Genomic DNA, 26,071 nt, shown 5'->3' with positions numbered 1-26,071 from the left:
CGATCAACGGGTGCGGCGGGAACCGTTCCGGCATGGCAGCGAACAGAAGTATGGAGAACATGTGACCATGGAAACCACGCGCGCCGGAACCACTGTTGCACCGGCGTCGAGGGCCCTGGACGTGATCGGTGGCGACCTCACCGAACGCAGCCTGCGCCGCTACCTCGAAGGCATTCCGGGCGTCGATGCCGTGGGCCTTGAAGCCCGCACCGCAGCCCTCGGGACCCGCTCGATCAAGACCACTTCCAAGGCCTGGGCGCTGGACACCATCATCCGGCTCACCGACCTCACCACACTTGAGGGCGCCGATACACCGGGCAAGGTGAAGTCCCTGGTGGCCAAGGCCCTGGTCCCTGACCCGGACGACATGTCCACCCCGCGCGTCGCCGCCGTCTGCGTTTACGGGGACATGGTGCCGCACGCCGTGGAAGCGCTCGGAGCAGCGCACGACGACGGCGCCCCCAACCGCATCAACGTCGCAGCCGTGGCAACCGCCTTCCCCAGCGGCCGCGCGTCCCGCTCCGTGAAGCTCTCCGACACGTCCGACGCCGTCGCTGCCGGAGCCGACGAGATCGACATGGTCATCGACCGCGGCGCGTTCCTCTCCGGCCGCTACGGCCAGGTGTTCGACGAGATCGTCGCCGTCAAGGAAGCGTGCAAGCGCCCCGACGGCACGTACGCCCACCTCAAGGTCATCCTCGAAACCGGCGAGCTGAACACCTACGACAACGTGCGGCGAGCCTCCTGGTTGGGCATTCTCGCCGGCGGTGACTTCATCAAGACGTCCACCGGCAAGGTGACCCCGGCCGCCACGCTGCCCGTCACGCTGTCCATGCTCGAGGTCGTCCGCGACTGGCACCGCCTCACGGGCGAAAAGATCGGCGTGAAGCCCGCCGGCGGCATCCGTGCTTCCAAGGACGCCATCAAGTACTTGGTCACGGTCGCGGAGACTGTGGGGGAGGAGTGGCTGCAGCCGGACCTGTTCCGCTTCGGCGCCTCAAGCCTCCTCAACGACGTGCTCCTGCAGCGCCAGAAGCTCACCAGCGGCCGCTACTCCGGCCCGGCCTACGTCACGATCGACTGAAGGACCAGCCATGACTTTCCTCGACTACGCCCCCGCGCCCGAGTCGGCCGCGATCCTCAACCTCAAAGACGAATACGGCCTGTTCATCAACGGTGGTTTCGTCTCCGGCAACGGGGAGTCCTTTACCACCATCTCCCCGGCCACCGAGAAGCACATCGCCACCGTGTCCTGCGCCAACGAGCAGGATGTGGACACCGCCGTCGCCGCCGCCCGACGTGCCTATGAAAAGACGTGGTCACGCATGTCCGGTGCGGACCGCGGCAAGTACCTCTTCCGCATCGCCCGCCTGGTGCAGGAACGCGCCCGCGAACTCGCTGTCGCCGAGAGCCTCGACAACGGCAAGCCCATCAAGGAAAGCCGCGACGTCGACATCCCTCTGGTCGCCGCCTGGTTCTTCTACTACGCCGGCTGGGCCGACAAGCTCGAGTACGCCGGGATGGGCCCGAACCCGCGTTCGCTCGGCGTCGCTGCCCAGGTGATCCCGTGGAACTTCCCGCTGCTGATGCTCGCGTGGAAGATCGCACCCGCGCTCGCCGCCGGCAACACCGTGGTGCTCAAGCCCGCCGAAACCACCCCGCTGACCGCGCTGCTCTTCGCCGAGATCCTGCAGCAGGCGGACCTGCCGGCCGGCGTCGTCAACATCGTCACCGGCGCAGGTTCCACCGGCTCCGCGTTGGTCAACCACCCGGACGTCAATAAGGTAGCCTTCACGGGCTCGACGGCGGTGGGCCGGGAAATCGCCCGCTCAACCGCCGGCACGTCGAAGAAGCTCACGCTCGAGCTGGGCGGCAAAGGCGCGAACATCGTGTTCGACGACGCCCCGATCGATCAGGCCGTCGAGGGAATCGTCAACGGCATCTTCTTCAACCAGGGCCAGGTCTGCTGTGCCGGCTCACGCCTGCTCGTGCAGGAGTCCATTCACGACGACGTCGTGGACCGGCTCAAAGCCCGCCTCGCCACCCTGCGTGTGGGCGATCCGCTCGACAAGAACACCGACGTCGGCGCCATCAACTCCGCGTCGCAGCTGGGCCGGATGAAGGAGCTTTCCGACATCGGCGAGCAGGAGGGCGCCGAACGCTGGAGCCCCGCGTGCAACCTGCCGTCGGAAGGTTTCTGGTTCCCGCCGACCATCTTCACCAACGTGTCCACCAGCCACCGGATCGCCAGGGACGAGATCTTCGGCCCCGTCCTGTCCGTGCTGACGTTCCGCACACCGGCCGAGGCGATCGCCAAGGCCAACAACACGCCATACGGCCTGTCCGCGGGCATTTGGACCGACAAGGGCAGCCGCATCCTGGCCGTGGCGGACAAGCTGCGTGCCGGCGTCGTCTGGGCCAACACGTTCAACAAGTTTGATCCGGCCTCGCCGTTCGGCGGGTACAAGGAATCCGGCTACGGCCGCGAGGGCGGCAAGCAGGGCCTCCACGCGTACCTCGCGCCGTCTGCCCCTACCCGCGCTGCTGTTACCGGAGGTGCTCGATGAGCCGCCTGGCTGTCCCCAAGACCTACAAGCTGTACGTCGGCGGCAAGTTCATCCGGAGCGAATCCGGGCGCGTGTACGAGGTTGCGACCACGAAGGGGAGCTTTTCGGTGAGTTCAGTCAACGCCGCGAAGGCCTCCCGGAAGGACGCCCGCGACGCCGTCGTGGCCGCCCGCGGCGCCGTCAGCGGCTGGTCCGGCACCACCGGGTATAACCGCGGGCAGGTGCTGTACCGGATTGCCGAGATTCTTGACGGCCGCCGGGCGCAGTTCGCCGAGGAGATCGCCGCGTTCGAGGGCGTTTCCCTGTCGACGGCAACCGCGCAGGTCGACGAGGCCATCGACCTCTGGGTCTGGTACGCCGGCTGGGCCGACAAGTACGTGCAGGTCGCAGGGAACGGCAACGCCGTGTCGGGCCCGTTCTTCAACCTGTCCGTGCCGGAACCCACCGGCGTCGTCGCCGTCATCGCGCCGCAGGCTGCGGGCGCGCCTGGTTCACTGCTCGGCTTTGTCCGCGCTGTGGCGCCGGTCCTCGTGAGCGGGAACACCGTCGTCGTTATTCCTTCGGAGCGTTCGCCGCTCGCGGCGCTGAGCCTCGGCGAGGTCTTCGCGACCAGTGACGTGCCGGCAGGCGTCGTGAACATCCTGAGCGGGTCACCGGCGGAGATCGCGCCGTGGCTCGCAGCGCACGCGGACGTCAACGCGCTGGACCTCCTCGGCGCCGGCGAGCTGGACTGGGTGGACCTGCAGATCGCTGCCGCGGACACCCTGAAGCGCGTGCTTCCCCCGGAGCAGGGGCCCGACGCCGGTGCACCCTCCCTGGACCGCATCACCTTCTTCACGGAGACCAAGACGGTGTGGCACACGAAGGGTCTGCTCTAGCCACCTCCGGGAACGGTCCGTCCATCCCACTGAATGCCTCGTTTCAGTGGGATTGTCCGGACAATCCCACTGAACCACCGGGTTCAGTGGGATCTTCGGTCCAGATTCCTACGCGACGGCAACAGCCACAAGCGCCACGAGCGGGGGAAATCCCTGGCCGATCGCTCCTCCAATCCCGTTCCCGCGCGGACGCCCCATCGCCATGCGGTCAGCGATCACGAGTACCAGGCCCGACAGGAACATGAACCAACACGTGTAGACGACCAGCGTCCGACCAACTGTTTCGTTCCCTGCCATCCAGGCGGCTACCCCGGTGAACGCGCCCAGCCCGAGGAACAGGTTGTAGAACCCCACACCGAACGCCCACAGACGAACGGCGGGGACGTCCTGGGTAGGAGTGGAGAAGATCCGCTGATGCACTGCGGGCCTGGGGAAGATCAGGGCTTCCCACACGAAGACGAGGACGTGCAGAGCGGCAGCGATCGAAGCGAAGACCCACGCGACGGTGATCATTCCGGCACCCCCGTCCATTCCACGGTCACCCCATGCCGGTCCAGCACCTGCCGGATCTCCGGCTCGACGTCCTGCACAGAGCGTCCGAGCGGTACCGAGGAAGCCATGTCGGCATGAAACTTGCCCATCGCTGCCGTCTGGCTGAACACGAGGAACGTGGCCGAGGGTGTCAGGACCGTGAAGGTGTGCAGGGCGCTAGGCGGAATCGCGATGGAGGAACCGGGGCACAGGTCAAAGCCTTCGCCGTCGACCTGAACCACGATCCGGCCCTGCAGCACATAGTAGGTCTTGGCCCAGCCTGTCCGGTGAGGCGGAGTTGGCTCCTCGCGAGGGGCATCGACCTCAAAGACCTCGTAGGCGCCTTCCGTATGGTCGGCATCGACTTTCAGCGTGAGGGTGGCATCCGGCGCACGCAGTTCGAGGCCGTCACCCGGTTGAAGATGTTGCACTGAGTAGCTCATGCCAGCAACGGTAGGCTCGGCTCTCGCGTGACCATATCCCAGATTGTTGGGGGTGACCGGTCAGCAGATGAGTGCCAGACTAAAGGCGTGTGGGAAGAGAGAGCCCGCCGGGCCCGCAGGGATATCGCAGCGCTGGCTGCCTCTGGACTCGGCGTCAATGACCTGCACGCCGCGGCAATCCAGTTGACAGGGCGCGACGTCGGCGCAGAGCTGACCTGTTGGGCCACCATCGATCCTGAAACCCTTGTCATCAGCGCGATGGTCAGCGGCGAAACTCGCCTGCCGCCCGCCTATGAGCCGCTGCTCGCCGATGCCGAATACTCGCCGGATGAGCTCAACACCTTTGCCGCCATGGCACGGAGCCGGAAGCCGCTCGCCCGGCTGTCCGACGTGCCGCGGCAGGATCAGGAGCGGAGCGTCAGGTACCGGAACGTGTGGAAACCGCTCGGGGTCACTCAGGAACTGCGGATCCTTTTCAGCGCCGACGGGTCCTGCTGGGGTGCCGCGGGCATGGTGCGCACAGGGACGGACTTCAGCGACCGCGAGGTTGAGTACCTGACCCAGATTGCGCCCTCGGTCGCTGCCGCAACCAGGCTCGCGGTACGCACCGAACTCTCAGCCCATCGAGGGGGGTCGCAACCGGCGATCGTTGTCCTCGGCTCGTCCGGCGAGGTGCGTTCGGCCACCCCGGGAGCCCGGCAGTGGCAGGAGACGCTCGACGAGTTCGCACCCCACCGCTTCGAGACGATGCTGCACATCATGGTGCAGGGACTTCGGGGCAACTCCTCGACCGGCTTCCGCGCGACTATTCGCGACGGCCACGGTCAGTGGGCCCTGATGGAGGCCAGCCCCCTCACCGGCGGAGACGACGAGCAGATCGCGGTGACAATCAACCCCGCAGCCGGTGCACAGCTCACCAGACTGCTGTTCTCTGCCTACGGATTGTCCGCGCGGGAACGGGCGATCTGCCATGAGGTACTCGCTGGAGCGCCGACCCGGCACATCGCCCGGCACCTCTCGGTGACACCGAACACCGTGCAGGATCACCTGAAGTCTGTGTTTGCGAAGACGGGTGTGACGAGCCGCGGGGAGCTGGTCGCCCGGCTGCAGCCCCAATAGCCCGCGGCGTGCGGGTTGTTCCGTCCGAACTGTCCCACTGAACCCGCTGGTTCAGTGGGATTGTCCGGACAATCCCACTGAGGCACCGGGTCCGGTGGGATATCCCAAACACGACGACGACGGCCACTAGCCTCTGAGAGGTAGGCCCTGCCTAGAAGGGGTGCAACAAGCGGTGCACGAACCGCCGGGTGCGCTCCTCGGTGGGGTTCCGCAACACCTTCTCGGGCGGACCATGCTCCACCACGACGCCGCCGTCCATGAAGACCACCTCGGTAGCGACCTCGCGGGCGAAGGCGAGTTCGTGGGTGACCAGCACCATGGTCCAGTCCTCGTCGGCGAGCTCCTTGATGACGGAGAGCACCTCGCCCACCAGCTCGGGGTCCAGGGCCGACGTCGGCTCATCGAACAGGAGCAGCGTCGGCTTCAGGGCCAGTGCACGGACGATCCCGACGCGCTGCTGCTGACCGCCGGACAGCTCGTGCGGGTACTGGTCTTTCTTCTCCGCGAGCCCCACGCGGGCCAGCAGCGCCTCGGCGTCGCTGACGGCGTCCGCTCTTGATCGGCGCTGTACCTGCACCGGACCCTCAATCACGTTCTCAAGGACCGTCATGTGCGGGAAAAGGTTGTAATGCTGGAACACCATGGCGCTGCGGTCGCGCAGCGCGGCGATCTGCCGCTTGGGTACACCGCCGCCGAAGTCCACGGCAGGGCCGCCATTGAAGGTGATGCGGCCGCCGTCGGGAATTTCCAGACCGTTGAGAGAGCGGAGCACGGTCGTCTTGCCCGATCCGGAAGGGCCCACCAGGGCGACGACGCCGCCGGAGGGGACGGACAGGTCAATCGAGCGGAGCACCTCGTTATCCCCGAAGGACTTCCGCAGCCCCTCGACCTGCAACACCAGTTCACCGTTAGTGCGCGACATAGCGGTCCAGCCTCTTCTCCAGTCGGGACTGCCCTGCGGAAAGGACAAGGCAGATGACCCAGTAAATCGCCGCAGCCTCGATATAGAGCAGCATGAACTGCTGGCTGAACGCGGCTATTTCCTGGGCCTGGCGGAACATCTCGGTCACGAGAATCAGTGACGCGAGCGAGCTGTCCTTCACCAGCGAAATGAACGTGTTCGAGAGCGGCGGCACCGACACCCGCGCGGCCTGCGGCAGGATGATGCGCCGCAGGGTCAGGGTGCGGGACATGCCGATCGTGTGCCCGGCTTCCCACTGGCCCCGGGGGACCGAGAGGATGGCGGCCCGGATAATCTCCGCCGCGTAGCCGCCGACGTTGAGCGAGAACGCGATAATGGCGCTCGGCCACGGATCGATGGTGAGCCCAATGGAAGGCAACCCGTAGAAAATAACGAACAGTTGGACCAGCAGGGGAGTACCGCGGATCACCGAAACATAGGCACGTCCGATCCATGAGACCAGACGGTTCCCACTGAGGCGCATGAGGGCCACCAGAAGCGCAAGAACCAGACCGAAGGCCATGGATGCCAGAGACAGGGGAATGGTTCCGGTGAGGCCGCCCTGAACCAGAGGCCAGAAGGATGTCAGGGCCAGGTCCCAGTCAATGTCCATAAGTTCCTACGCTATCCCAGTGGTTTCTTCGTGGAGCATGCACACGCAAACGGCGAGCACCTGCCGCAGCCGGTGCCCGCCGTCGTCGTGATGGTTACTCGGCGCTGACGTCTTCGCCGAAGTACTTCTCGGAGATCTCAGTCAGCGTTCCTTCGCTGCGGAGTTCCTCCAGCGCGGTGTTGACGGCCTCGACCAGGTCATCGCTGCCCTTGCGGAATGCCAGTGCGCTGCGGGACTGTTCCTCGGTCTCCGCTGCGACCTTGATGGCGTCGTTCGGGGTGGACTTCTGGTAATCGAGGAAGGTCAGCTCGTCGTTGATGGTGGCGTCGACGCGGCCCTGCTCGAGGAGGGTCACCGACTGCGCCCAGCCTTCAACGGCTTCGACCGTGGCGCCGCTTTCCTCTGCCAGCTCGTACCAGTTGCTGGTCAGGGACTGCGCGGTGGTCTTGCCGTCGAGGTCCTCGAAGGAGGTGATGTCGGTGTTGTCGGCGGTGGTGACGATGACGCCGTTGCTGTAGGTGTAGGGATCGGAGAAGGCGTACGCTTCCTCGCGCTCCGGGGTGATCGAGACCTGGTTCGCGACGACGTCGAAGCGGCCTGCCTCCAGCCCGGCGAAGATGGCGTCGAACTGGGTCTCTTCGAACTCGGCCTCGACACCGAGCTTCTCGGCGACGGCGGTGATGATTTCGACGTCGTACCCGGTCAGCTCGCCGGCGCCGCCCTCATGGTAGGTGAACGGCTTGTAGGTGCCTTCGGTGCCGACAGTCAGCACACCCGACTCCTGGATCTCAGCGAGGGTGGTGCCGCCGGCGGTCTCGGTGGCCCCTTCCGAAGCGGTGTCGGAGGAAGCAGAGGAACCGCAACCGGCAACCGCAAGAACGATGGCGGTCGCGGCGCCGAGCAGCGGAAGACGGCGAGAAATCATGTGGGACATCCTTTTGACGCTTGAACGGTGGTGCCCGGGTGCGGGCTATTCATTCCAGCAGTCGACGGCGGGTGGTTATTCCCCGCCGTCACATTGCGTAACATTCGGGATCTGTTCCCGGGAATGCGAAAGGGGACCGCTTCAGTGAAGCGGTCCCCTTTGCGTGAACGAAGGGCTTAGGCCTTGCGGTCGCCCTTGGCCATGCGGTACCCGGTATCCGAGCGGCCGAGGATGGTCTGCGGGATCCAGAACGCCAGGAAGAAGAGCACCAGGCAGACTGCGAACGGCCACACGTTGGTGCGCTCGAAGAACGTGAGCGAGTAGATCGAGCCCGCGAACAGGATGATCATCAGGGCGAATGCGACGATGGTCGCGCCAAGCTTTCCTTCGCCGGAGTGCTCAGGCCGTGACTTACGGTCGTCGCGTGTTTGGTTTACCGGGTGTGCCATGAGTCTCCTCGGTCTGGTGCGTGGCGTCTTTAGCTTAACTCTAGCGTCAGCGGAGCGGCCGCAGGAGCCGAAGTGCGCAGGGCTCAGCCCAGGACCAGCTTGAGCGCAAGCGCCAGCATCACCACGCCGATCACCACGTCCACCACTCGCCAGGTACGCGGACTCTTGAGCACTCCGGACAGTGCACGGGCTCCGTAACCCAGCGCGCAGAACCAGATGATGCTCCCGACGACTGCGCCGGCCGCAAAGACCCACCGCGTCCCGTCGCCCTGCGCGTTGGCGAGGCTGCCGAGGAGCACCACGGTGTCGAGATAGACATGAGGGTTGAGATACGTGAGCGCGAGGGTGGTCGCGACGACGGAGCCGCGGCTCCTCGGTGCCTCGGCGGTGAGGGCAGCCGGCTTCAGCGCTGACATGAACGAGCGGACTGCCCACCAGGTCAGATACGCGGCCCCGCCCCACCGCAGCACATCAAGCACCAGGGGAAAGCTGGACACCAGGACGCCGATTCCGGCGGTCCCGCCGAGGATCAGAAGGGCGTCGCTGACGATGCACAGCGCCACCACCACGCCTACGTGTTCCCGGCGGATGCCTTGACGGAGTACGAACGCGTTCTGGGCTCCGATGGCAATGATGAGCGCAAGCCCTGTCATCAGTCCTGTGCCCCAAATACCTACCATGCCGTCAACGGTACGGAGCAGACCAACTGTAGACAAACGATAGATATTACGGATGCATTAGATTTCCTTCATGCAGTTCGAACAGTTACGCGCACTGGCAGCGATCATCGACGAGGAGTCCTTCGAAGGCGCCGCGGACGCCCTGCGGATCACGCCGTCGGCCGTCAGTCAGCGCATCAAGGCGCTGGAGGCCTCGGTCGGCCAGATCGTGGTGCGCAGGGGATCACCGTGCACGACGACGGAGGCCGGCTCCGCGCTGTTGCGCATGGCCCGTCAGGTGCAGATCATCGAAGCGGAGACCCGCGCAGCCCTGGGCAACGGAGTCGCGGCCCGGACCGTCACCCCCGTCGCCGTGAATGCTGACTCACTCGCAACGTGGTTCGTCCCCTTTCTGGCAGAAGCTGCCGAGTGGGCGGACACCACGCTCGATCTGCGGGTCGAGGACCAGGACCACAGCAGCACGCTCCTGCGGCAGGGAGATGTCATCGGGGCGATCACCTCCGACCCGGCACCGGCCAACGGGTGCCGTGCGGAACTGCTCGGGCACATGCGCTATCTTCCGGCCGCCACTCCCGCTCTGAGCGAGCGGTTCCGCACCGAGGACGGCCTGGACTTCACGCGCATGCCGATGCTCCAGTTCAACGCCAAGGATGACGTGCAGCAGCGGTTCCTGAATGCCCACGGGGTGACTGAGACACCGCCCAAGCACCTCATTCCGTCGTCGGAAGCGTTCCTCGCGGCGCTTCGGGCAGGGCTGGGCTGGGGGATGATCCCGGAGTTGCAACTCGGAACGGACCTCACGGACGGATTCCTGGTGATGCTGGAGGAAGACGCGTACCAGGACGTGCCCCTGTACTGGCAGACGTGGACGCTGAAGTCTGAACGCCTCAACCGGATCACCGAGGCCATCCGCAGGGCCAGCCGCCAGTTGCATTGAGTCGGCAGGACGCGCCCCGGCTAACCGAGGCGGTTTCAAGGGGTGTGTCCTGCCACCTCAACGCGGGGTCAGAGCTGCAGCCGGTACCCGCGCTTGATCACCGTCGCCACCAGCCCGGCCTCGGGCAGTGACTTCCGGAGGCGGCTGATCGTCATGTCGAGCGCGTGCTCGCCGGCATCGCCCGCGAGGACGCCGGCCAGCTGTTCCCGCGACAGTACGGCTCCGTTCGCTTCGATCAGCGTTCGGAACAGGCTCATCGGTGCCGGCGCCAGTTCCACGGCCTGCCCGTTGATGCGCAGGTTCTTCCCGCGCAGCTCGATCAGCCCGAAGCGGCTCGGATACTGCATCACCCGGTGCTGGCCCAGGTATTCGCCGACCAGCCTGATCAGCGCGCCCATGCGGTAGCGCTCCGGAATCAGCGGGGACACTCCCGCGTCCACCAGGGGTTGCGCTGTCACAGGCCCGACGACGGCGGCTGCCACCGGCCCTTTCAGCGCCTGGATGAACGCTTCCCGGCTTCCCATCTCGGATGCCGTGCTGAGTACAGCGTCGACGGCCGGGGCACTGGTGAACGTGACGACGTCGAGCCCGCCGCTGCAGACGGCCTCGATAAGCCGGGGTAGCTGGTCGGCCCCGGCAGGCTTCACCCAGCGGTAAGGCGTCGCCGTGAGGACGGTGGCCCCTGCCTGCCGCAACCTGTCGAGCTGGCGGTAGTCGGTGTAGCCATGAAGCTGAACGGCTACGGTCTTTCCGCGCAGCTCAAGCCCGAGCATCATGTTCACGAGGGAGGCCGTCGTCTCGTCGTGACTGATGCCGACGTCGTTCAGTCCCGCAGCTCGAACAGCACCGCGTGCCTTCGGTCCGCGGACATAGATCTTCGCCTCGCCGAGCACCGCAAGGAGGGGATCGCCGACGCCGGCGGCATCCGCGGCCTCGGACCACCGGCGCAGTCCGTAGGCGGTGGTGACCACCGCGTAGTCGGGGCGGGCAGCGATAATTTGCCGGGTGTCCTCGATCAGCGGCAGGTCGGCAGCCACCGGCGCAATCTTCAGCGCCGGAGCATGCAGCACCGTTGCACCGCGCCGCTCGAGCGCGTCAATCAGGTCACCCGAGCGCCGGTCAGAGGTCACGCCGATACGGAAACCGGCCAGCGATCCGTCAGCCGGAGCATCGGGAAGGGCCGGCGCCGTCACTGTCACGACACCACCAGGGGCCGGCTCAGAACCTGCTCAAGCGTCGCCTGAAAGTCGTGGTGCTGCCGCACCACCTCACCGATCACGACGACGGCGGGGGACGTGCAACGGGCCAGCCCGGCTGCCGTGACAGCCTCGCCCAGGTTGGTGACGGTGGTTCGCTGCTCGGGGCTGTACCCCTTCTCGACGATCGCGACGGGCACAGTCGACGCCAGCCCCGCCTTGCGCAGGCCGGACGTCAACTGCGGAAGTGTGCCGATGCCCATCAGGACAACGATAGTCCCGCCGAGCTTCGCCAGCGCATCGAGTTCCTGCTCCGTCAACGGCTGGTGTCCCGACACGACCGTGAACGCATGGGCAACGCCACGGTACGTGACGGGGATGCCCGCTGCAGCCGGGACCGCGATGGAACTGCTGATGCCAGGCACCGTGGTCACCGGGATGCCGGCAGACACGCACGTGTTGACCTCTTCGCCGCCGCGCCCGAACACGAACGGATCACCGCCCTTGAGCCGCACGACGTGATGCCCTTCCCGGGCCTTGGCAACCATGAGCTTCTCGATGTCCGTCTGGCTGACCGGGTGATGCCCAGGCGTCTTCCCGACGTCGATCAGCTCAGCTCCCGGTGCCAGCTGCGCCAGCGTGCGGTAGGGTCCGAGCCGGTCATAAAGTACGACGTCGGCCTCCCGCAGCGACTGCTTGGCGCGCACCGTCAGCAGGTCCTCCACTCCCGGACCGCCGCCGATCAGCGTGACCCTGCCACCCGGTGGGGCAGCCTCTTCGGAAGCGGTGAGGATGCGGCGCTCGCGGCATGCCTCGCGTAGAGGTGCCCAGCTGTTCTCATCAATCACGCCGCCGACGTCGTCGGAACTTTCCACCACCACTGTGAGGCTGACTGCGTCCAGCAGCCGCGGGTGAAACTGCCCCGGTGTCGCAATGCGGCGCACGGTGGCACCGCCGGCGCTGTACCGGCGGACGGTGCGGCGTGCCGCCGTCGTCGTTCCTGCGATAAGGACGGTCAGTCCCGCGCAGTCGAGGATCAGCTCAGTTCCAGTGGGCTGCGTGCTCATTCTGCTGCCTCCAGATGCTTCGCCATTCCTGGCCGGACCGGGATGCCCGCGCCCAGCAGGACCGGACCCGTGCCCGCCTGCGCGGCCGCGCGCTCTTCTTCGGTCGCGGGCCGGATCTGGCCGCGCTCGGGAACATTGGCGATCCAGTCGTCCTTTTCATGCGGTGCGTTGACGAAGGAGCGGAACCGGCGCAGGCGCTCGGGGTCCTTGAGCGTGGCCGCCCATTCGTCCTCGTAGTTGTCGATGTGCCGGGCCATCGCCGCCTCGAGGTCTTCAGCGATGCCGAGTGAATCGTTGATGATGACGTCCTCGACGTGCTTGAGGCCGCCGTCGAGCTCGGCCTGCCAGGCCGCCGTGCGCTGCAGCCGGTCAGCGGTGCGGATGTAGTACATGAGGTAACGGTCGATGTACCTGATGAGGGTGTCGTCGTCGAGGTCCTTGGCGAGCAGTTGCGCATGGGCGGGCGTCGCGCCGCCGTTGCCGCCGACGTAGAGGTTCCAGCCATCGGATGTGGCGATGATGCCGACGTCCTTGCCGCGGGCTTCCGCGCACTCGCGGGCGCAGCCGGAGACGCCGAACTTCAGTTTGTGCGGGCTGCGCAGACCCCGGTACCGCAGCTCCAGCTGGATGGCCATCGCCACGGAGTCCTGAACGCCGAAGCGGCACCAGGTCGAGCCGACGCAGGACTTCACGGTCCGAAGGCTCTTGCCGTACGCCTGGCCGGACTCGAAGCCCGCGTCGACGAGGATCTTCCAGATCTCGGGGAGTTCCTCCAGTCTCGCGCCGAACATGTCGATGCGCTGGCCGCCGGTGATCTTCGTGTACAGGTTGAAGTCCTGGGCGACTTTCGCGATGACGCCCAGCTTCTCCGGCGTGATCTCGCCACCCGGGATGCGGGGCACCACCGAGTAGGTGCCGTTCTTCTGCATGTTCGCCAGCGCGCGGTCATTGGTGTCCTGCAGGATGCCGCGGCCGCCGTCGAGCACGTACTCGGCGCGTTGGGAGGCGAGGATGGACGCGACAACCGGCTTGCAGATATCGCAGCCGAGTACGCCGGACTCGGGGACGCCGAAGCGCTCGATGATGCCCTCGAAGCTGTCGAGTTCCAGGACCCGGACGGCTTCGAAGAGCTCGGGGCGGGACATGGTGAAGTGCTCACACAGCGCCTTGGAAACCTCGATGCCGCTCTTCTTCAGCTCGCCCTCGAGGAGCTTCTTCAGCATCGGGACGCAGGAGCCGCAGCCGGTGCCGGCCTTGGTGCAGCCCTTCAGCGGCGCCAGCTCGCGGACGGGCTCGGAGCCCTCGCAGGTGTCGCAGCCGTTGACGGCGTCGCGGATGGAGCCGGCGGAGACGTTGTTGCAGGAGCAGAGGATGGCGTCGTCGGGCAGTTCGGTGTCCGGAGCTTCGCCGGCGCCGGCTGCCGAGAGGTAGGCGCCGGGTTCGGCGCTGAGTTCGCGTCCCAGCAGTGGGCGGAGCGCCGTGTAGGGGGAGGCGTCGCCCACGAAGATGCCTCCGAGGAGGGTCTTCGCATCATCGGTGACCACGAGCTTCTGGTAGAGTCCGCGGGCCGGGTCGGCGTAGACGATCTCAAGGCTGTGCTCGGTCTTGGCGAAGGCGTCACCGAACGCGGCCACCTCGACGCCGGAGAGCTTGAGCTTGGTGGCGGTGTCGAAACCCGGGAAGGTTGCGGTGCCCCCGTTGAGCCGATCGGCGACGATTTCGGCCATGGTGTTGGCTGGGGCCACAAGGCCGAGGCACATGCCTCCGAAGCAGGCCACTTCGCCGATGGCCCAGATGTTCGGGTCCTCAGTGGCGCAGGCGTCGTCGACAATGACGCCGCCGCGCGGGCCCATCGTCATCCCTGCGTCGCGGGGGAGTTCATCGCGTGGGCGGACGCCGATGGCGACGACGACGAGGTCCGCGGGAATCCGGCGTCCGTCGGCCATGTCCACGCCCACCATCCGCCCGTCCTCCACCACGAACTCGGTGGGGAACACACCGCCGTGCACCTCGAGACCCTTGGCGGTGATCAGGCGGTCGAGTGCCTGGCCGCCGCCCTGGTCGAGCTGGGTATTCATGAGCCAGGGGGCGCCGTTGATGACGGCGGCCTTGGCGCCGAGGGACTGCATGCCGCCGGCCGCTTCGAGCCCGAGGAGCCCGCCGCCGATGACGACGGCGTCGATGGTGCGTCCATACTCTTCGGTCAGGCGGGCGACCTCCGTGCGGAGGGTGCGGACGTCGTCGACCGTTCGGTAGACATGCGCGGCATCCATGCCGGTGAAGGGGAGCCGTGCGGCGTTGGAACCGGTCGCAAGTACCAGTTGGTCGTAGGGGTAGACATCACCGGCCTCGGTGGTCACGGTGCGGGCCTCGCGGTCCAGCGTTACTGCCCGCGAGCCGGTCGCCAGCGTGACTGCCGGGTGCTCCCACATGGAGGCCTCGCCGAGCGTGAGGTCGACGTCGGCCAGCAGTGCCTGACTCAGGGCAACCCGGTCATACGGCAGCCAGCTCTCCTCGGTGAGAACCGTGACGGAGAAACCGTCCAGTCCACGGGACACCATGGCTTCGACGAAGCGGTGGGCCGCCGGGCCGCCGCCGATGACGAGGACTTCTTGCGTTGACTTGAGGGACATGAGGTGCACCTTTCGCGCTGGGAGTAGTTCTCCGCACTTGGTTATCGAGCGTACGGAGGCCCAGTTGCCCGGTGATTTCCCTTATGTAAACGAAGATTAACTTCACGCTCACCGGCGATTGGTCCCTCGGTGAGATGCGTTTTACGCGCCCGCAACACTCGCGGCAGGAACGTGTAACGCGTTGTTCGTAGCGTCGGATGCAGGCCAACAAACCCGGCACACCGAACGGAGAGACGCATGACTCTGCAACTCGAACACACTCCCGGCCTCGCCCTTGAGGTCGAGGCGTCGTACGACGGCGCCTGGTACCCGATCTGCCGGCTCGAGGACCTCGAGCTGTGCTGGGGCGAAGCCGCGCTCATTCACGGCCGCCAGGTGGCGCTGTTCCGGGTGGATTCAGCAACGGTGTTCGCTGTTTCCCACCGCGATCCGGTCAGCGGCTCACAGGTGATGGCACGCGGAATTGTAGGCTCCAAGGGGCAGAGGTTCACCATCACCTCGCCCCTGCACAAGGAGGTCTACTACCTGGACTCCGGCGAACCCGCATCGGGAACAGGGACGGCTCTTCGGAGCTTCCCGACGCGGGTAATCGACGGAACGGTGGAAGTGCTCGTCTAGAGCCCGAGGGCTTCCTCGACATCGCGGATCACGGCATCAAGCCTGGTCCGCGATGTTGTTTTTGCGTTCCCGACTTCGGCGGCCGAGTCGACCGGCTCGATGACCTCGAGGTAGCACTTGAGCTTCGGTTCGGTGCCGCTGGGGCGGATGATCACGCGGGTCTCGTCGCGGGTCAGGTAGAGCAGCCCGTCCGTGGGCGGGAGGTGGGCGCCCTCGGCCAGATCCTCGGCGACCACCACATCGGACCCGGCAAACGACGACGGCGGTGCCTCACGCAGGCGGTTCATCATCGCGCCCAACAGGCCGAGACTGCCTACCCGCACCGACAGTTGGTCGCTGGTGTGCAGGCCGTGAACGAGCGCCAGCTCATCGAGCACGTCGAAGAGGGTCCTGCCCTCGGCCTTGCAGGCGGCGGTGAATTCGGCCAGCAGCAGGGCTGCGGACAGCCCGTCCTTGTCGCGCACCAGTTCGGGCGCCACGCAGTAACCGAGCGCCTCCTCGTACCCGTAGGCGAGGTTCGGAACCCGTGAGATCCACTTGAACCCAGTAAGAGTCTGGGCGTGGCTGACACCCGCAGCTTCGGCGATCCTGCCAAGCAGCCGCGAGGACACCACCGAATTGGCGAACACGGCCGTGTGCCTGTCGGCCTCACCCAGCCGGGCCGCGAGGTGGAGCCCCAGGAGCGCACCGGTCTCATCACCGCGCAGCATCCGCCACTCGCCCGTAGCGGGGTCTTTCGCAGCGGCGGCCATGCGGTCGGCGTCGGGGTCATTTGCCAGGACCAGGTCGGCGTCCTGGTCAGCGGCGGCTGCCAGCGCCAAATCGAGTGCACCCGGTTCTTCCGGGTTCGGAAACTCAACGGTAGGGAACGCAGGATCCGGCTCGGCCTGCTCCTTGACGACGTGCACCGTGTCGAACCCGGCGGAGGCCAGTACCTGCTGGGCCGTCCGTCCGCCGACGCCGTGCATGGGGGTCAGGACAATCGAGAGGTCACGGGCCGGATACGCCTCGCGGTCCGCCAGGGCGACGACGGAGGCGACGTAGTCGGTTTCGATGCTCTCGGGGAGGACGTTCCAGCCGGGAGCCAGCTGGATGTACTTCGCGGCAGTGATGTGCTGGGCGATCTGCGCGTCATGCGGTGCAACGATCTGAACACCCCGGGCGGTGTCCTCGACCGCGCGCCCGCCGAGGTAGACCTTGTATCCGTTGTCCTCGGGCGGGTTATGGCTCGCCGTAACCATCACGCCCACCTCGCACTCAAGTGCACGCACCGCGTAGGCGAGCACCGGCGTCGGGAGTTCGGTGGGCATGAGGAAGGTTTCGAGGCCCGCAGCGGTGAAAATCGCTGCCGTCTCCTCAGCGAAGATGCGCGAGTTGCGGCGGGCATCAAAGCCGACGACGGCGCGCGGCACGTAGGAGCCCTTCGCCAGCTCGAGCGCGTGGGCGGCAACCCCGGCTGCGGCGCTTCGCACCACCACCCGGTTCATCCGGTTGGGACCGGGGCCAAGCGCGGCACGCAAGCCGGCAGTTCCGAAAAGCAGCGGGCCACTGAAGGCGTCCTCAAGCTGCTGCAGGGCAGCGGGCTGGCCGGCGTCGTCGTCGTTCACGGCGCGGGCCAGCAGGTCCTCCAGCTCCGCGCGGGTTTCGGGATCAGGGTCCCGGCTTGCCCATTCACGGGCCGAAGTGAAGAGTTCTGTGTGGGATAGCTGCATGTCAGAGCCTGCCGATGATGTCCGCGAGGAGTTTGGATATGCGCGGTCCTGCCGCCTGCCCGGCTTCGAGGACCTCCGCGTGGCTCAGGGGAACGGGGCTGATGCCCGCTGCGAGGTTGGTGACGAGCGACATTCCGAAGACTTCCATGCCCGCGTGGCGGGCGGCTATCGCTTCGAGCGCCGTGGACATCCCTACCAGATCTGCGCCGATCCGCTTCGCGTACTGGACCTCGGCGGGAGTCTCGTAGTGCGGGCCGGTGAACTGTGCATAGACGCCCTCGTCGAGGGACGGGTCCACCTCGCGGGCGAGTTGCCGGAGGCGCGAGGAGTAGAGGTCGGTGAGGTCAACGAAGGTGGCGCCCTCAAGCGGTGAGGCAGCCGTGAGGTTGATGTGGTCGCTGATGAGGACCGGTGTGCCGGGGGCCCACTGTTCCTGGAGCCCGCCACAGCCGTTCGTGAGGACCAGGGTTTTGACACCGGCAGCAGCGGCGGTGCGCACGCCGTGGACCACTGCACGGACGCCGCGGCCCTCGTAGTAGTGGGTGCGCGCGCCGAGGACGAGTGCCCGCTTGCCGGCGGTCGTGAGGATGGAGCGGACGGTGCCGACATGCCCTTCGACCGCCGGGGCGGCGAAGCCGGGGATGTCGGTCGCCTGCAGCGTGTGGGTGGTCTCGCCGATCAGTTCGGCGGCCTCACCCCAGCCGGAGCCGAGCACCAACGCAATGTCGTGCGACGCCACCGACGTCTCTTGAGCGATGTAGTCCGCTGCAGAGCGGGCAAGGGCAAACGGGTCCGTCGGGGATTCGTCAATCACCGGTCCAACCTACCGGTCGGGGGCGTGTTGTTCCACCTTCCAGGGCTGTGATCCGGTACCGGTGGAAGCAGCCGGGGCGTTTGAGGGCTGGTGCCCGATAGGACACAATGGCACGTGTGACGAGTCAACTGGATTTCAGCGCCCTCCGCCTCGCGATTCTCGGGGGAGGTCCGGGCGGCTACGAAGCGGCCATGGTCGCTGCCTCGCTGGGAGCGACGGTCACTATCGTCGAGCGAAACGGACTCGGTGGCTCGGCGGTGCTCACCGACGTCGTTCCTTCCAAGACCCTTATTGCCACCGCCGACACCATGGCGCGGGTGGCGAACGCCCACAACCTGGGCGTGAAGTTTGCCGATGAGTCGGCGGCGTACGCGGACTTCGCGCAGGTGAATGAGCGGCTGCTGAACCTCGCCGTGAACCAGTCGAAGGACATCTCGGCGGCGCTCGAGCGGGCCGGCGTGAAGATCATCATCGGTTCCGGGAAGCTGCTGGATGACCATCGGCTCGAGGTCGAGACGGACTCCGGCTCCACCACCGTAGAGGCGGACGCGATCCTCCTTGCCGTCGGCGCCCACCCGCGCGAGCTTCCCACCGCTGTGCCGGACGGCGAGCGGATCTTCAACTGGAAGCAGGTCTACAACCTCACCGAGGTGCCCGAACACCTGATCGTCATCGGATCAGGCGTCACGGGAGCCGAGTTCGCGTCGGCTTACCACGGCCTTGGAGCGGACGTGACGCTCATTTCCAGCCGTGACCGCGTGCTGCCCGGCGAGGATGCCGACGCCGCCGAGGTCCTTGAGGAGGTGTTCCGTTCCCGCGGTATGACTGTGTTGTCGAAGTCCCGTGCCGAGGGCGTTGTACGGACCGACGACGGCGTGCGGGTCACGCTCTCCGACGGGCGAACCGTGGACGGCAGCCACTGTCTCGTGGCGGTCGGTGCCATTCCGAACACCTCGGGCATCGGCCTGGAAGAGGCCGGTGTCGCTGTGAGCGAGTCGGGGCACATCAAGGTGGACGGCGTTTCGCGGACCACGGCGCCCAACGTCTACGCGGCGGGGGACTGCACCGGTGTGCTCGCGCTCGCGTCTGTTGCCGCGATGCAGGGCCGGATCGCGATGGCGCACCTCCTCGGTGACAGCGTCACCCCGCTGAAGCTCAAGACCGTCGCCTCGAACATCTTCACGGCGCCCGAGATCGCGTCCGTGGGCGTCTCTGAGGCTGACGTCGAGTCCGGCCAGTACCAGGGCGACATCTTCAAGCTCTCGCTCAGCACCAATGCCCGGGCCAAGATGATGAACGTCAAGGACGGATTCGTGAAGATCATCGCGCGGAAGGGCTCCGGTACGGTGATCGGCGGTGTGGTGGTTGCCCCTCGTGCATCCGAGCTGATCTTCCCGCTGGCGCTCGCCGTCACCAAGAAGCTGCATGTTGACGATGTCGCGAACACGTTCACCGTGTACCCATCGCTGACCGGCTCCATCTCGGAGGCGGCGCGGCGCCTGCACGTCCACTAGCTCCTGCGCTCCTTCCAGGTGGGCCGGATTCCCCAGGTCCTGCCGCCGTCGTCGTTGTTCTGACGGCGTGTCGGCGGGCGACACGCCTTTAGGGTCTTGGTAACCGGGAAATCCGGGCCGCAAGCCGGGCTCGACAGCGCCTCCACAAGCCGCTCCATGCGGGCACTTTGTACACACAGTCCGTTGACGGGGTCAGTTCGCCGCTGGATGCGCGTGCACTGGGACGGTGAACGCAACCAAAGTTCTGCGCGGTGTTGGATCCGTAGCTCGCACACAGACGCTTCGCGACCGCGGTGTCAGCAAGAGACAGATCGCGAACGCCGTGAACCGCGGCGAAATTATGCGTCTGCGCACTGGTCTGTTGGCGTTGCCCGATGCTCCCGCCGATTTCCGCGTTGCCCTCGACAACAATGGGCTGCTGACCTGTGCTTCTGCAGCGAAGCACTATGGGCTGTGGTCGCTGTACCCACCGGATCGCCTTCACCTCAGTTGCCTGCACGGGCACGGGCGTGGCTACGCGAACCATCGCGAACGGACGGTGCCCACGCATGACACCCTGCCCTTGGTGGGAGTCGTCGAGTGCTGGTTCATGCGCTCCGCTGCCTTCCACCGGTGGAAGCGGCCGTGATGGTCGAGTGCTCCCTGCGGCGCAGCGACACTGTTCGACCCTTTCTCCTGGAACGACTGCAGGGTGACCGGAACGGCGGGGCTCGGGCAGCGCTGGATCTGGTGACCGGTTGTGCTGAGTCTGCTGTCGAAGTGGTCGCCCGGATACTGTTCCGAGAAGCCGGGTTCTATGTGGAGACCCAGGTGCCGATCGAGGGCGTGGGACGCGTTGATTTCCTGCTTGAGGGCTTTGTGGTTGTCGAGGTCGACGGCGCTGTCTACCACTCCGACCGCCGCGCCCTCCGCCGCGACCTCCAGCGCAACAACTCGACCATCGCTGGCGGCTATCTCATACTGCGGTACAGCTATGAGGACATCATGTTTCACCAGGACGCAGTTCTCGACCAGGTGCGGGCAGTGCTATCGGGCCGGGTGATCCGATGAGGGCGGGCCTGATTCCCCAGGTACTTCGGCAGAAGAGCCTGTTTCAGCGGCGTGTTGTTGGGCGACACGCGCTTCACCGCGCAGAACCCGGGGAAAGTGGGCCGGGGTTGGACGGGTACGGGTTGGAAAGGCCGGGGATCAGGCGGGAGTGGGCTGGAAGTGCTGCTCGATGATCGACCTGATGTCGCTGTGGCAACCCCCGCAGCCGGTCCCGGCGCGCGTCGACGCCGACACCTCCGCCACACTCGAACAGCCGACGACGGCGGCCTGCTCGATGCTGCCTCGGCTCACGCCCGCGCACCGGCAGACGATTGCTGCGGGGTTGGAGGACGACGACGATGCCGCCCCTTCCGCCCCGTCCAGCCGCAGCAGGCTGGACCTGTCCGCTGGCAGTACCGCGCCGCTCTCGAACAGAAGTACCAGTTCGGCACCGGCCCGCGGCAATCCAATGCACACGAGGCCCTGCAGCACCCCGTTCCGGGTGACCATCTTCGCGTAGCTGCCCTGCTGGGGGTCCGCCCACAGTGCGACGGCGGTGCCGTCGTCGTGCGCTGCCCACGGGTCGGCCGAAGCGTCACCGGCAACAACCGCGTCGAGCCGGCGGGCCTTCAGCATCAGCACCGGCGGCAACACCGCCTCGACGTAACGCGACCCCGTGGGAACAACGTCCGCGACGAACGACTCAGCCAACCACTCGGCCTGCTTCCACCCTGGACCGATCAAGCCGGACGGCGCAGTGTCACCCTGACAATCCGCGCAGTCCGTGGAGGTGCAGCGAATCTCGGCGCAGTCGCCGATCGCGTAGATGTACTCGTCATGATGTACCCGCAGGGAGTGGTCCACCAGGATGCCCGACGCGACCGGAAGACCCGCCCCCTCGGCCAGTTCAACCCGCGGCCGCACACCGCAGGAGAGGACCAGCAGGTCGCCGGAAACCAGCCGGCCGTCGTCGAGACGCAGTGCGGTGAAGGCGCCGGCGTCGTCGTGTTCGAGACCAACGGCCTTGGCACCGGACACAAGCCGCACCCCCTGGGAACGGAGCGCGGACGCCAGAACGCGTCCGCCGCCGTCGTCGATGGTGCGGGCCAGCGGGTAATCGCCGTGGTGGACGACCGTAACGCGGGCACCCTCCTCGGCGGCGGCCAGCGCCGCCTCCAAACCAAGAATGCCGCCGCCGAGGATCACCAGGTCACCCCGGCGTTCGACGACGGAGCGCAGCGCCCGCGCGTCCGCCAGATCGCGTAGGGCGGTCACACCGGCGGGCAATGCCGGGTGCAGCGGGTCGGGATTCAGCCCGGCGAGGTAGGGGATGACGGGCCGCGCGCCGGTCGCGAGGACCAGGCGGTCGTAGGGGCGCACGGTGCCGTCGTCGAGCAGGATCTGCTGCCGGGCGCGGTCAACGCGCCGGACTCCGGCATCGAGCAGCACCTCGGCGCCCATTGACGCCAACCGGGCAGGGTCGCTCAAAGCAATTGCGGACGGCGAGGTGCGGCCCACTCCGACGTCGGCGACCAGCACGCGGTTGTACGCAGCCTCGGACTCCGACCCGATGACCGTCAGCTGCACATCCCCGGACGCCAGAGACGGTTCCAGAACGTCGATGAAGCGGGCGGCCACCGGCCCGAAGCCCACCACTACAACGCGCTCAGCAGGTCGAGAACTCATACGGCCACCGCCTCACTCAGAGCGGGTTGGTGCACGCGCACCGACACCCGCGTGGTCTTGAACTCGGGCATCCCGGAGATCGGATCCGTATCCGACGACGTCAGCACGTTCGCATTGCCTGCCCCGGGAAAGTGGAACGGGAGAAATACCGTGTCAGGCCGCACGGCCGTCGAGAGCTGGGCTTGCGCCCGCACCGTTCCCCGCTCATTGCTGATCTCAACCTCGGCGCTGTCCAGAATGCCGAGGCCCGCAGCCGTCACGGGATGGATCTGCAGCATCTGCCCGCTGCTGGTCGAGACAAGGTCGCCTACCCTGCGGGTCTGCGTGCCGGACTGGTAGTGCTCCAGCAGCCGCCCGGTTGTTAGGGAAAGTCTTCCGTCGGAGGAACGAACGGCAGCAGGAAGGGACGACGCCGGCGCCACCGGATGCAGCACAGCCCGCCCGTCGGGGTGAGCGAAGCGGTCGAGGAACAACCTCGGAGTACCGAGAAGATCACCGGTGCCGGTGCCGGTGCCGCTGCTACCCGCCGGGAAAGGCCAGTAGGCGGCAGCACCGCCGTCGAGCATGGCGTAATCGATGCCGGAGTAGTCGGCGAGACCGCCCGCGCTCGCCGCCCGGAGCTCGGTGAACACCGTCTCGGGGTCCTCGGAGAACGACGACGGCGCGTCCAGCAGTTCCGCCAGTCGCGCCATGACCCACAGCTCGCTGCGCGCGCCGGGGGGAGGTGAAACGGCTGCCCTGCGCCGCAGGATGCGCCCTTCAAGGTTGGTCATGGTGCCTTCCTCCTCGGCCCACTGCAGCACCGGCAGCACCAAGTCCGCCTCCGCGGCGGTCTCGGACAGGAAGAAATCGCACACCACCAGGAAGTCGAGGCGGCGCAGGCCCTCAAGGACGGTCGCGGCATTCGGAGCCGACACCACCACGTTGGCGCCATGAACGAACAGACAGCGCACGCCGTCTGGCTTGCCCAGCGACCCCAGGAGTTCGACGGCGGGAACTCCCGGCCCGGGGATGAGGGACTCGGGCACGCCCCAGACTCCGGCGACGTGTTTGCGGGCGGCGGGGTCGGTGATCTTGCGGTAGCCGGGCAGCTGGTCCGCCTTCTGCCCGTGCTCCCGTCCGCCCTGTCCGTTGCCCTGGCCCGTGAGCGTGCCGTAGCCGCTGCCGGGGGTGCCGGGCAGCCCGAGGAGGAGCGCGAGGTTGATGGCGGCCGTTGCAGTGTCGGTGCCGTTGGCATGCTGCTCAACGCCGCGCCCGGTCAGGATGTACGTCCCGCCGGGTCCTGCCAGCCGGTGGGCAGTTTCACGGATGAGCTCGGCCGGCACCCCCGTGACGGAGGCAACGCGTTCGGGCCACCACGGGGCAACGCTGCGGGCGATGGCGTCGTATCCGCTGGTCCGCTGCTGCACGTAGGCCTGATCGACGAGGCCGTCCATGATGACCACGTGGGTAATGCCGAGGAGCAGTGCGAGGTCAGTCTTCGGCGCGGGCTGCAGGTGCCGCCCGCGGCCCTCGGACGTGAGATCCGCCGTGGCCGACCGTCTCGGGTCCACGACGATCAAACCGCCGGCATCGCGCGCGCCCTGAAGATGCTGCACGAACGGCGGCATCGTGTCTGCGGTGTTGGAGCCAAGCATGAGGATGGTCCGTGCTGCACCGAGGTCCGCCAGGGGGAAGGGCAGTCCGCGGTCCAGTCCGAAAGCGCGGTTCCCGGCCGCAGCGGCGGAGGACATGCAGAACCGTCCGTTGTAATCAATGCGCGAGGTTCGCAGAGCCAGCCGCGCGAACTTGCCCAGTTGATAGGCCTTCTCATTGGTCAGACCGCCACCGCCGAAGACACCGACCGCGTCCGCGCCGTACCGTGCCTGGGTCGAGACGACCTGGTCGCGGATGAGTTCAAGGGCACGCTCCCACGAGATGGGACGGTGCTCGCCGTCGTCGTGCCTGAGAAGGGGCTCGCGGACGCGGTCCGGATGCTTCAGGAGCTCGGCGGACGTCCATCCCTTGCGGCACAGTCCACCCTTGTTGGTGGGGAAGTCCCGGGCGCCCACCTCCACCGAATCGAAGCCGGTGGAGGTCAGCGTCATGGCACACTGCAGGGCGCAGTAGGGACAATGCGTGGCTGTTCCTGAACTAGCTGAGCCCGAAGGAGTGCCGCACATGCTAGACGTGCCCGACGCTCGAGGTGCTGCGGCGCAGGTAGAAGAACCAGGTCACCGCAAGCATGAGGACGTAGGCGGCCACGAAGCCGTAGAACGCGGACTCGTAGGTGCCCGTGGCGCCCTTCGACGCGTTGAGCACCTGGGGGATGACGAAGCCGCCATAGGCTCCGATTGCGGAAATGAGACCCAGAGCAGCTGCGGCCTTGCGTCCGGTGCTCATGGCCCCGTCGGATCGTCCCCGCAGGGCGAAGATCACGGGGATCATGCGGTAGGTGGAACCGTTACCGGCACCCGCCGCTGCGAAGAGCACCAGGAACAGGCCGAGGAAGAGCCAGAAGTTGCTCAGCGGCAGCGTCCACACCACGGTGAGGGCAATCATGGCCATGACGGCGAAAGCGCTCACCGTGATGCGTGCGCCGCCCCACCTGTCGGCAAGACGTCCTCCGTACGGCCGGGCCAATGAGCCGACCAACGGACCGAGGAACGCGAGGGACAGGGCAGCCGGACCGAGTGCGAAGGTGGAGAACTCCGGGAAAGAGTCGAGGATCAGCTTCGGAAAGACGCCCGAAAACCCGATGAACGAGCCGAAGGTCCCGATGTACAGGAAGGCCATGATCCACAGGTGCGGTTCGCGCAGGGCGGCGATGGAGCCGGCGAGGTCGGACTTGGCGCTGGACAGGTTGTCCATGTACTTCCAGGCACCGAAGGCGGCGACGAGGATCAGCGGCACCCAGATCCAGCCGGCCAGCGGCAGGTTAAGCGTCGCGGCCGCGCCGGCGGCGATCACCAGCGGAACAACCAACTGCGCGACGGCGGCACCCAGGTTTCCGCCAGCGGCATTCAGTCCCAGCGCCCATCCCTTTTCACGGACGGGGTAGAAGAAGGTGATGTTCGCCATCGAGCTCGCGAAGTTGCCGCCGCCGAAACCGGCGAACGCCGCGATCAGGAGGAGCATCCCGAACGGAGTGTCCGGGTTGCTGACCGCGATTGCGAGGCCGATGGAGGGGATCAACAGCAGGAGCGCGGAGATAATCGTCCAGTTCCTGCCGCCGAACCGCGGAACCATGAAGGTATAGGGGATCCGCATGGTCGCGCCGACGAGGCTCGGCATGGAGATGAGCCAGAAGATCTGCGAGGTGGTGAAGTTGAATCCGGCTGCGGGGAGATACACCACCACGATTGACCAAAGCTGCCAGACAACGAAACCGAGGAACTCACAGGCGATGGACCACTGCAGGTTACGCCGGGCGATCGTCTTGCCGCCGGAGTCCCACTGATCCCGGTCCTCGGGGTTCCAGTTGTCGATCCAGCGGCCCGGCCGGTGCTCAAGGGCGGCACCGGGCGCTGCTCCTGACGCGGGAGCTGTTGATGATGGGGCATCCGGGGTGACTGCGCGGTCGACGCTCATCGCGAACCTTTCGTTCAAGGGGCAGTACAGCCACACTAGAAAGGGAGCGTTTCGAGTCCGCTCGCGGGATGTAAACGGGATGTGACATCCGGCTATCCGCCTGCGAAGAGGCGCGTTAGCCCGCGGAAA

Annotated in this window: 24 protein-coding genes; 9 read left to right on the top strand and 15 right to left on the bottom strand. The window is 66.7% G+C overall.

All coding sequences use genetic code 11. The features are described 5' to 3' along the window. Positions 1–67: 67 nt before the first annotated feature. The 3 genes from deoC to AC5RU3_RS11805 are packed head-to-tail and all read left to right on the top strand — an operon-like array spanning position 68 to position 3,445. Positions 68–1,084 (top strand): deoxyribose-phosphate aldolase, encoded by a 1,017-nt coding sequence (gene deoC / locus AC5RU3_RS11815; protein WP_493965650.1) that lies wholly within the window; start codon positions 68–70, stop codon positions 1,082–1,084. A 10-nt stretch (positions 1,085–1,094) separates the two neighbouring features. Next, on the top strand, positions 1,095–2,567 hold the full coding sequence (locus tag AC5RU3_RS11810) for an aldehyde dehydrogenase family protein (RefSeq protein WP_493965649.1): 1,473 nt from the start codon (positions 1,095–1,097) through the stop codon (positions 2,565–2,567). Beyond that, positions 2,564–3,445: an aldehyde dehydrogenase family protein gene (locus AC5RU3_RS11805; protein WP_493965648.1), complete on the top strand. Its 882-nt coding sequence runs from the start codon at positions 2,564–2,566 to the stop codon at positions 3,443–3,445. The genes AC5RU3_RS11810 and AC5RU3_RS11805 overlap by 4 nt, the downstream gene beginning before the upstream one ends. Positions 3,446–3,553: 108 nt before the next feature. Here the strand turns inward: AC5RU3_RS11805 and AC5RU3_RS11800 are convergent, their stop codons facing one another. Further along, positions 3,554–3,958 carry a DUF1304 domain-containing protein gene (locus AC5RU3_RS11800; RefSeq protein ID WP_493965647.1) on the bottom strand — a complete coding sequence of 135 codons (405 nt, stop codon included), beginning with the start codon at positions 3,956–3,958 and terminating at the stop codon, positions 3,554–3,556. Next, positions 3,955–4,419, bottom strand: coding sequence for a cupin domain-containing protein (locus AC5RU3_RS11795; protein WP_493965646.1), 465 nt, complete (start codon positions 4,417–4,419; stop codon positions 3,955–3,957). The genes AC5RU3_RS11800 and AC5RU3_RS11795 overlap by 4 nt, the downstream gene beginning before the upstream one ends. Positions 4,420–4,506: 87 nt before the next feature. On the opposite strand from AC5RU3_RS11795, the gene AC5RU3_RS11790 reads away from it, so the two are divergent. Beyond that, a complete protein-coding gene (locus AC5RU3_RS11790) occupies positions 4,507–5,538 on the top strand; it encodes a helix-turn-helix transcriptional regulator (protein ID WP_493965645.1) in 1,032 nt (343 codons plus the stop codon). A gap of 151 nt (positions 5,539–5,689) precedes the next feature. On the opposite strand, the gene AC5RU3_RS11785 is transcribed toward AC5RU3_RS11790, so the two are convergent. The 5 genes from AC5RU3_RS11785 to AC5RU3_RS11765 all read right to left on the bottom strand — a co-directional run bounded on the left by AC5RU3_RS11785 (position 5,690) and on the right by AC5RU3_RS11765 (position 9,166). Beyond that, positions 5,690–6,460 carry an amino acid ABC transporter ATP-binding protein gene (locus AC5RU3_RS11785; protein WP_458116780.1) on the bottom strand — a complete coding sequence of 257 codons (771 nt, stop codon included), beginning with the start codon at positions 6,458–6,460 and terminating at the stop codon, positions 5,690–5,692. Continuing rightward, positions 6,447–7,106 (bottom strand): amino acid ABC transporter permease, encoded by a 660-nt coding sequence (locus tag AC5RU3_RS11780; RefSeq protein WP_309072756.1) that lies wholly within the window; start codon positions 7,104–7,106, stop codon positions 6,447–6,449. Before AC5RU3_RS11780 ends, AC5RU3_RS11785 begins: the two co-directional genes overlap by 14 nt. A 100-nt stretch (positions 7,107–7,206) precedes the next feature. Next, positions 7,207–8,037 carry an amino acid ABC transporter substrate-binding protein gene (locus AC5RU3_RS11775; RefSeq protein ID WP_493965644.1) on the bottom strand — a complete coding sequence of 277 codons (831 nt, stop codon included), beginning with the start codon at positions 8,035–8,037 and terminating at the stop codon, positions 7,207–7,209. Between the two features lie 176 nt (positions 8,038–8,213). Next, positions 8,214–8,486 carry a hypothetical protein gene (locus AC5RU3_RS11770; RefSeq protein ID WP_309072753.1) on the bottom strand — a complete coding sequence of 91 codons (273 nt, stop codon included), beginning with the start codon at positions 8,484–8,486 and terminating at the stop codon, positions 8,214–8,216. An 83-nt stretch (positions 8,487–8,569) separates the two neighbouring features. Next, positions 8,570–9,166, bottom strand: a complete 597-nt coding sequence (locus AC5RU3_RS11765) for a LysE/ArgO family amino acid transporter (protein ID WP_309124591.1) — start codon at positions 9,164–9,166, stop codon at positions 8,570–8,572. Positions 9,167–9,236: 70 nt separating this feature from the next. Here AC5RU3_RS11765 and AC5RU3_RS11760 point away from each other — a divergent pair, with 70 nt between their 5' ends. Next, a complete protein-coding gene (locus AC5RU3_RS11760) occupies positions 9,237–10,103 on the top strand; it encodes a LysR family transcriptional regulator ArgP (RefSeq protein ID WP_493965643.1) in 867 nt (288 codons plus the stop codon). A gap of 68 nt (positions 10,104–10,171) precedes the next feature. Here AC5RU3_RS11760 and AC5RU3_RS11755 read toward each other — a convergent pair whose 3' ends face one another. From AC5RU3_RS11755 to nirB, 3 genes are read right to left on the bottom strand one after another with little or no spacing between them, the layout of a single operon-like run. Continuing rightward, positions 10,172–11,302 (bottom strand): uroporphyrinogen-III synthase, encoded by a 1,131-nt coding sequence (locus tag AC5RU3_RS11755; RefSeq protein ID WP_493965642.1) that lies wholly within the window; start codon positions 11,300–11,302, stop codon positions 10,172–10,174. After that, positions 11,299–12,366: a uroporphyrinogen-III C-methyltransferase gene (gene cobA, locus AC5RU3_RS11750; protein WP_493965641.1), complete on the bottom strand. Its 1,068-nt coding sequence runs from the start codon at positions 12,364–12,366 to the stop codon at positions 11,299–11,301. The genes AC5RU3_RS11755 and cobA overlap by 4 nt, the downstream gene beginning before the upstream one ends. Then, positions 12,363–14,999: a nitrite reductase large subunit NirB gene (gene nirB / locus AC5RU3_RS11745; protein ID WP_493965640.1), complete on the bottom strand. Its 2,637-nt coding sequence runs from the start codon at positions 14,997–14,999 to the stop codon at positions 12,363–12,365. Before nirB ends, cobA begins: the two co-directional genes overlap by 4 nt. A gap of 237 nt (positions 15,000–15,236) precedes the next feature. Between nirB and nirD the strand changes: the two genes are divergently transcribed. After that, entirely contained in the window at positions 15,237–15,617 is a 381-nt protein-coding gene (gene nirD, locus AC5RU3_RS11740; RefSeq protein WP_309072788.1) for a nitrite reductase small subunit NirD, read from the top strand. Here nirD and AC5RU3_RS11735 read toward each other — a convergent pair. Together AC5RU3_RS11735 and AC5RU3_RS11730 are read right to left on the bottom strand one after the other, a co-directional pair. Next, positions 15,614–17,329 (bottom strand): phospho-sugar mutase, encoded by a 1,716-nt coding sequence (locus AC5RU3_RS11735; protein ID WP_493965639.1) that lies wholly within the window; start codon positions 17,327–17,329, stop codon positions 15,614–15,616. The two genes, nirD and AC5RU3_RS11735, sit on opposite strands and share 4 nt — an antisense overlap. A gap of 1 nt (position 17,330) precedes the next feature. Beyond that, the gene (locus tag AC5RU3_RS11730) at positions 17,331–18,143 is read right to left on the bottom strand and encodes a purine-nucleoside phosphorylase (RefSeq protein WP_493965638.1); all 813 of its coding nucleotides are present in this window, start codon (positions 18,141–18,143) and stop codon (positions 17,331–17,333) included. A 116-nt stretch (positions 18,144–18,259) separates the two neighbouring features. Between AC5RU3_RS11730 and AC5RU3_RS11725 the strand changes: the two genes are divergently transcribed. The 3 genes from AC5RU3_RS11725 to AC5RU3_RS11715 all read left to right on the top strand — a co-directional run bounded on the left by AC5RU3_RS11725 (position 18,260) and on the right by AC5RU3_RS11715 (position 20,707). Continuing rightward, on the top strand, positions 18,260–19,657 hold the full coding sequence (locus AC5RU3_RS11725; protein ID WP_309072626.1) for an NAD(P)H-quinone dehydrogenase: 1,398 nt from the start codon (positions 18,260–18,262) through the stop codon (positions 19,655–19,657). 226 nt (positions 19,658–19,883) lie between these two features. Next, positions 19,884–20,285, top strand: coding sequence for a hypothetical protein (locus tag AC5RU3_RS11720; RefSeq protein ID WP_493965637.1), 402 nt, complete (start codon positions 19,884–19,886; stop codon positions 20,283–20,285). Then, on the top strand, positions 20,285–20,707 hold the full coding sequence (locus AC5RU3_RS11715) for an endonuclease domain-containing protein (protein ID WP_493966025.1): 423 nt from the start codon (positions 20,285–20,287) through the stop codon (positions 20,705–20,707). The genes AC5RU3_RS11720 and AC5RU3_RS11715 overlap by 1 nt, the downstream gene beginning before the upstream one ends. A 138-nt stretch (positions 20,708–20,845) precedes the next feature. Here the strand turns inward: AC5RU3_RS11715 and AC5RU3_RS11710 are convergent, their stop codons facing one another. From AC5RU3_RS11710 to AC5RU3_RS11700, 3 genes are all read right to left on the bottom strand, one after another. Continuing rightward, the gene (locus AC5RU3_RS11710; protein ID WP_493965636.1) at positions 20,846–22,372 is read right to left on the bottom strand and encodes an FAD-dependent oxidoreductase; all 1,527 of its coding nucleotides are present in this window, start codon (positions 22,370–22,372) and stop codon (positions 20,846–20,848) included. Continuing rightward, positions 22,369–24,459, bottom strand: a complete 2,091-nt coding sequence (locus tag AC5RU3_RS11705; RefSeq protein WP_493965635.1) for a molybdopterin oxidoreductase family protein — start codon at positions 24,457–24,459, stop codon at positions 22,369–22,371. Before AC5RU3_RS11705 ends, AC5RU3_RS11710 begins: the two co-directional genes overlap by 4 nt. Positions 24,460–24,535: 76 nt before the next feature. After that, positions 24,536–25,942, bottom strand: a complete 1,407-nt coding sequence (locus tag AC5RU3_RS11700; protein ID WP_493965634.1) for an MFS transporter — start codon at positions 25,940–25,942, stop codon at positions 24,536–24,538. Positions 25,943–26,071 lie beyond the last annotated feature (129 nt).

The sequence above is a fragment of the Arthrobacter sp. MDB1-55 genome, assembly GCF_059092925.1.
The sequence above is the reverse complement of the archived record's forward strand: the minus strand, read 5'-3'. Positions and strand labels throughout refer to the sequence as shown.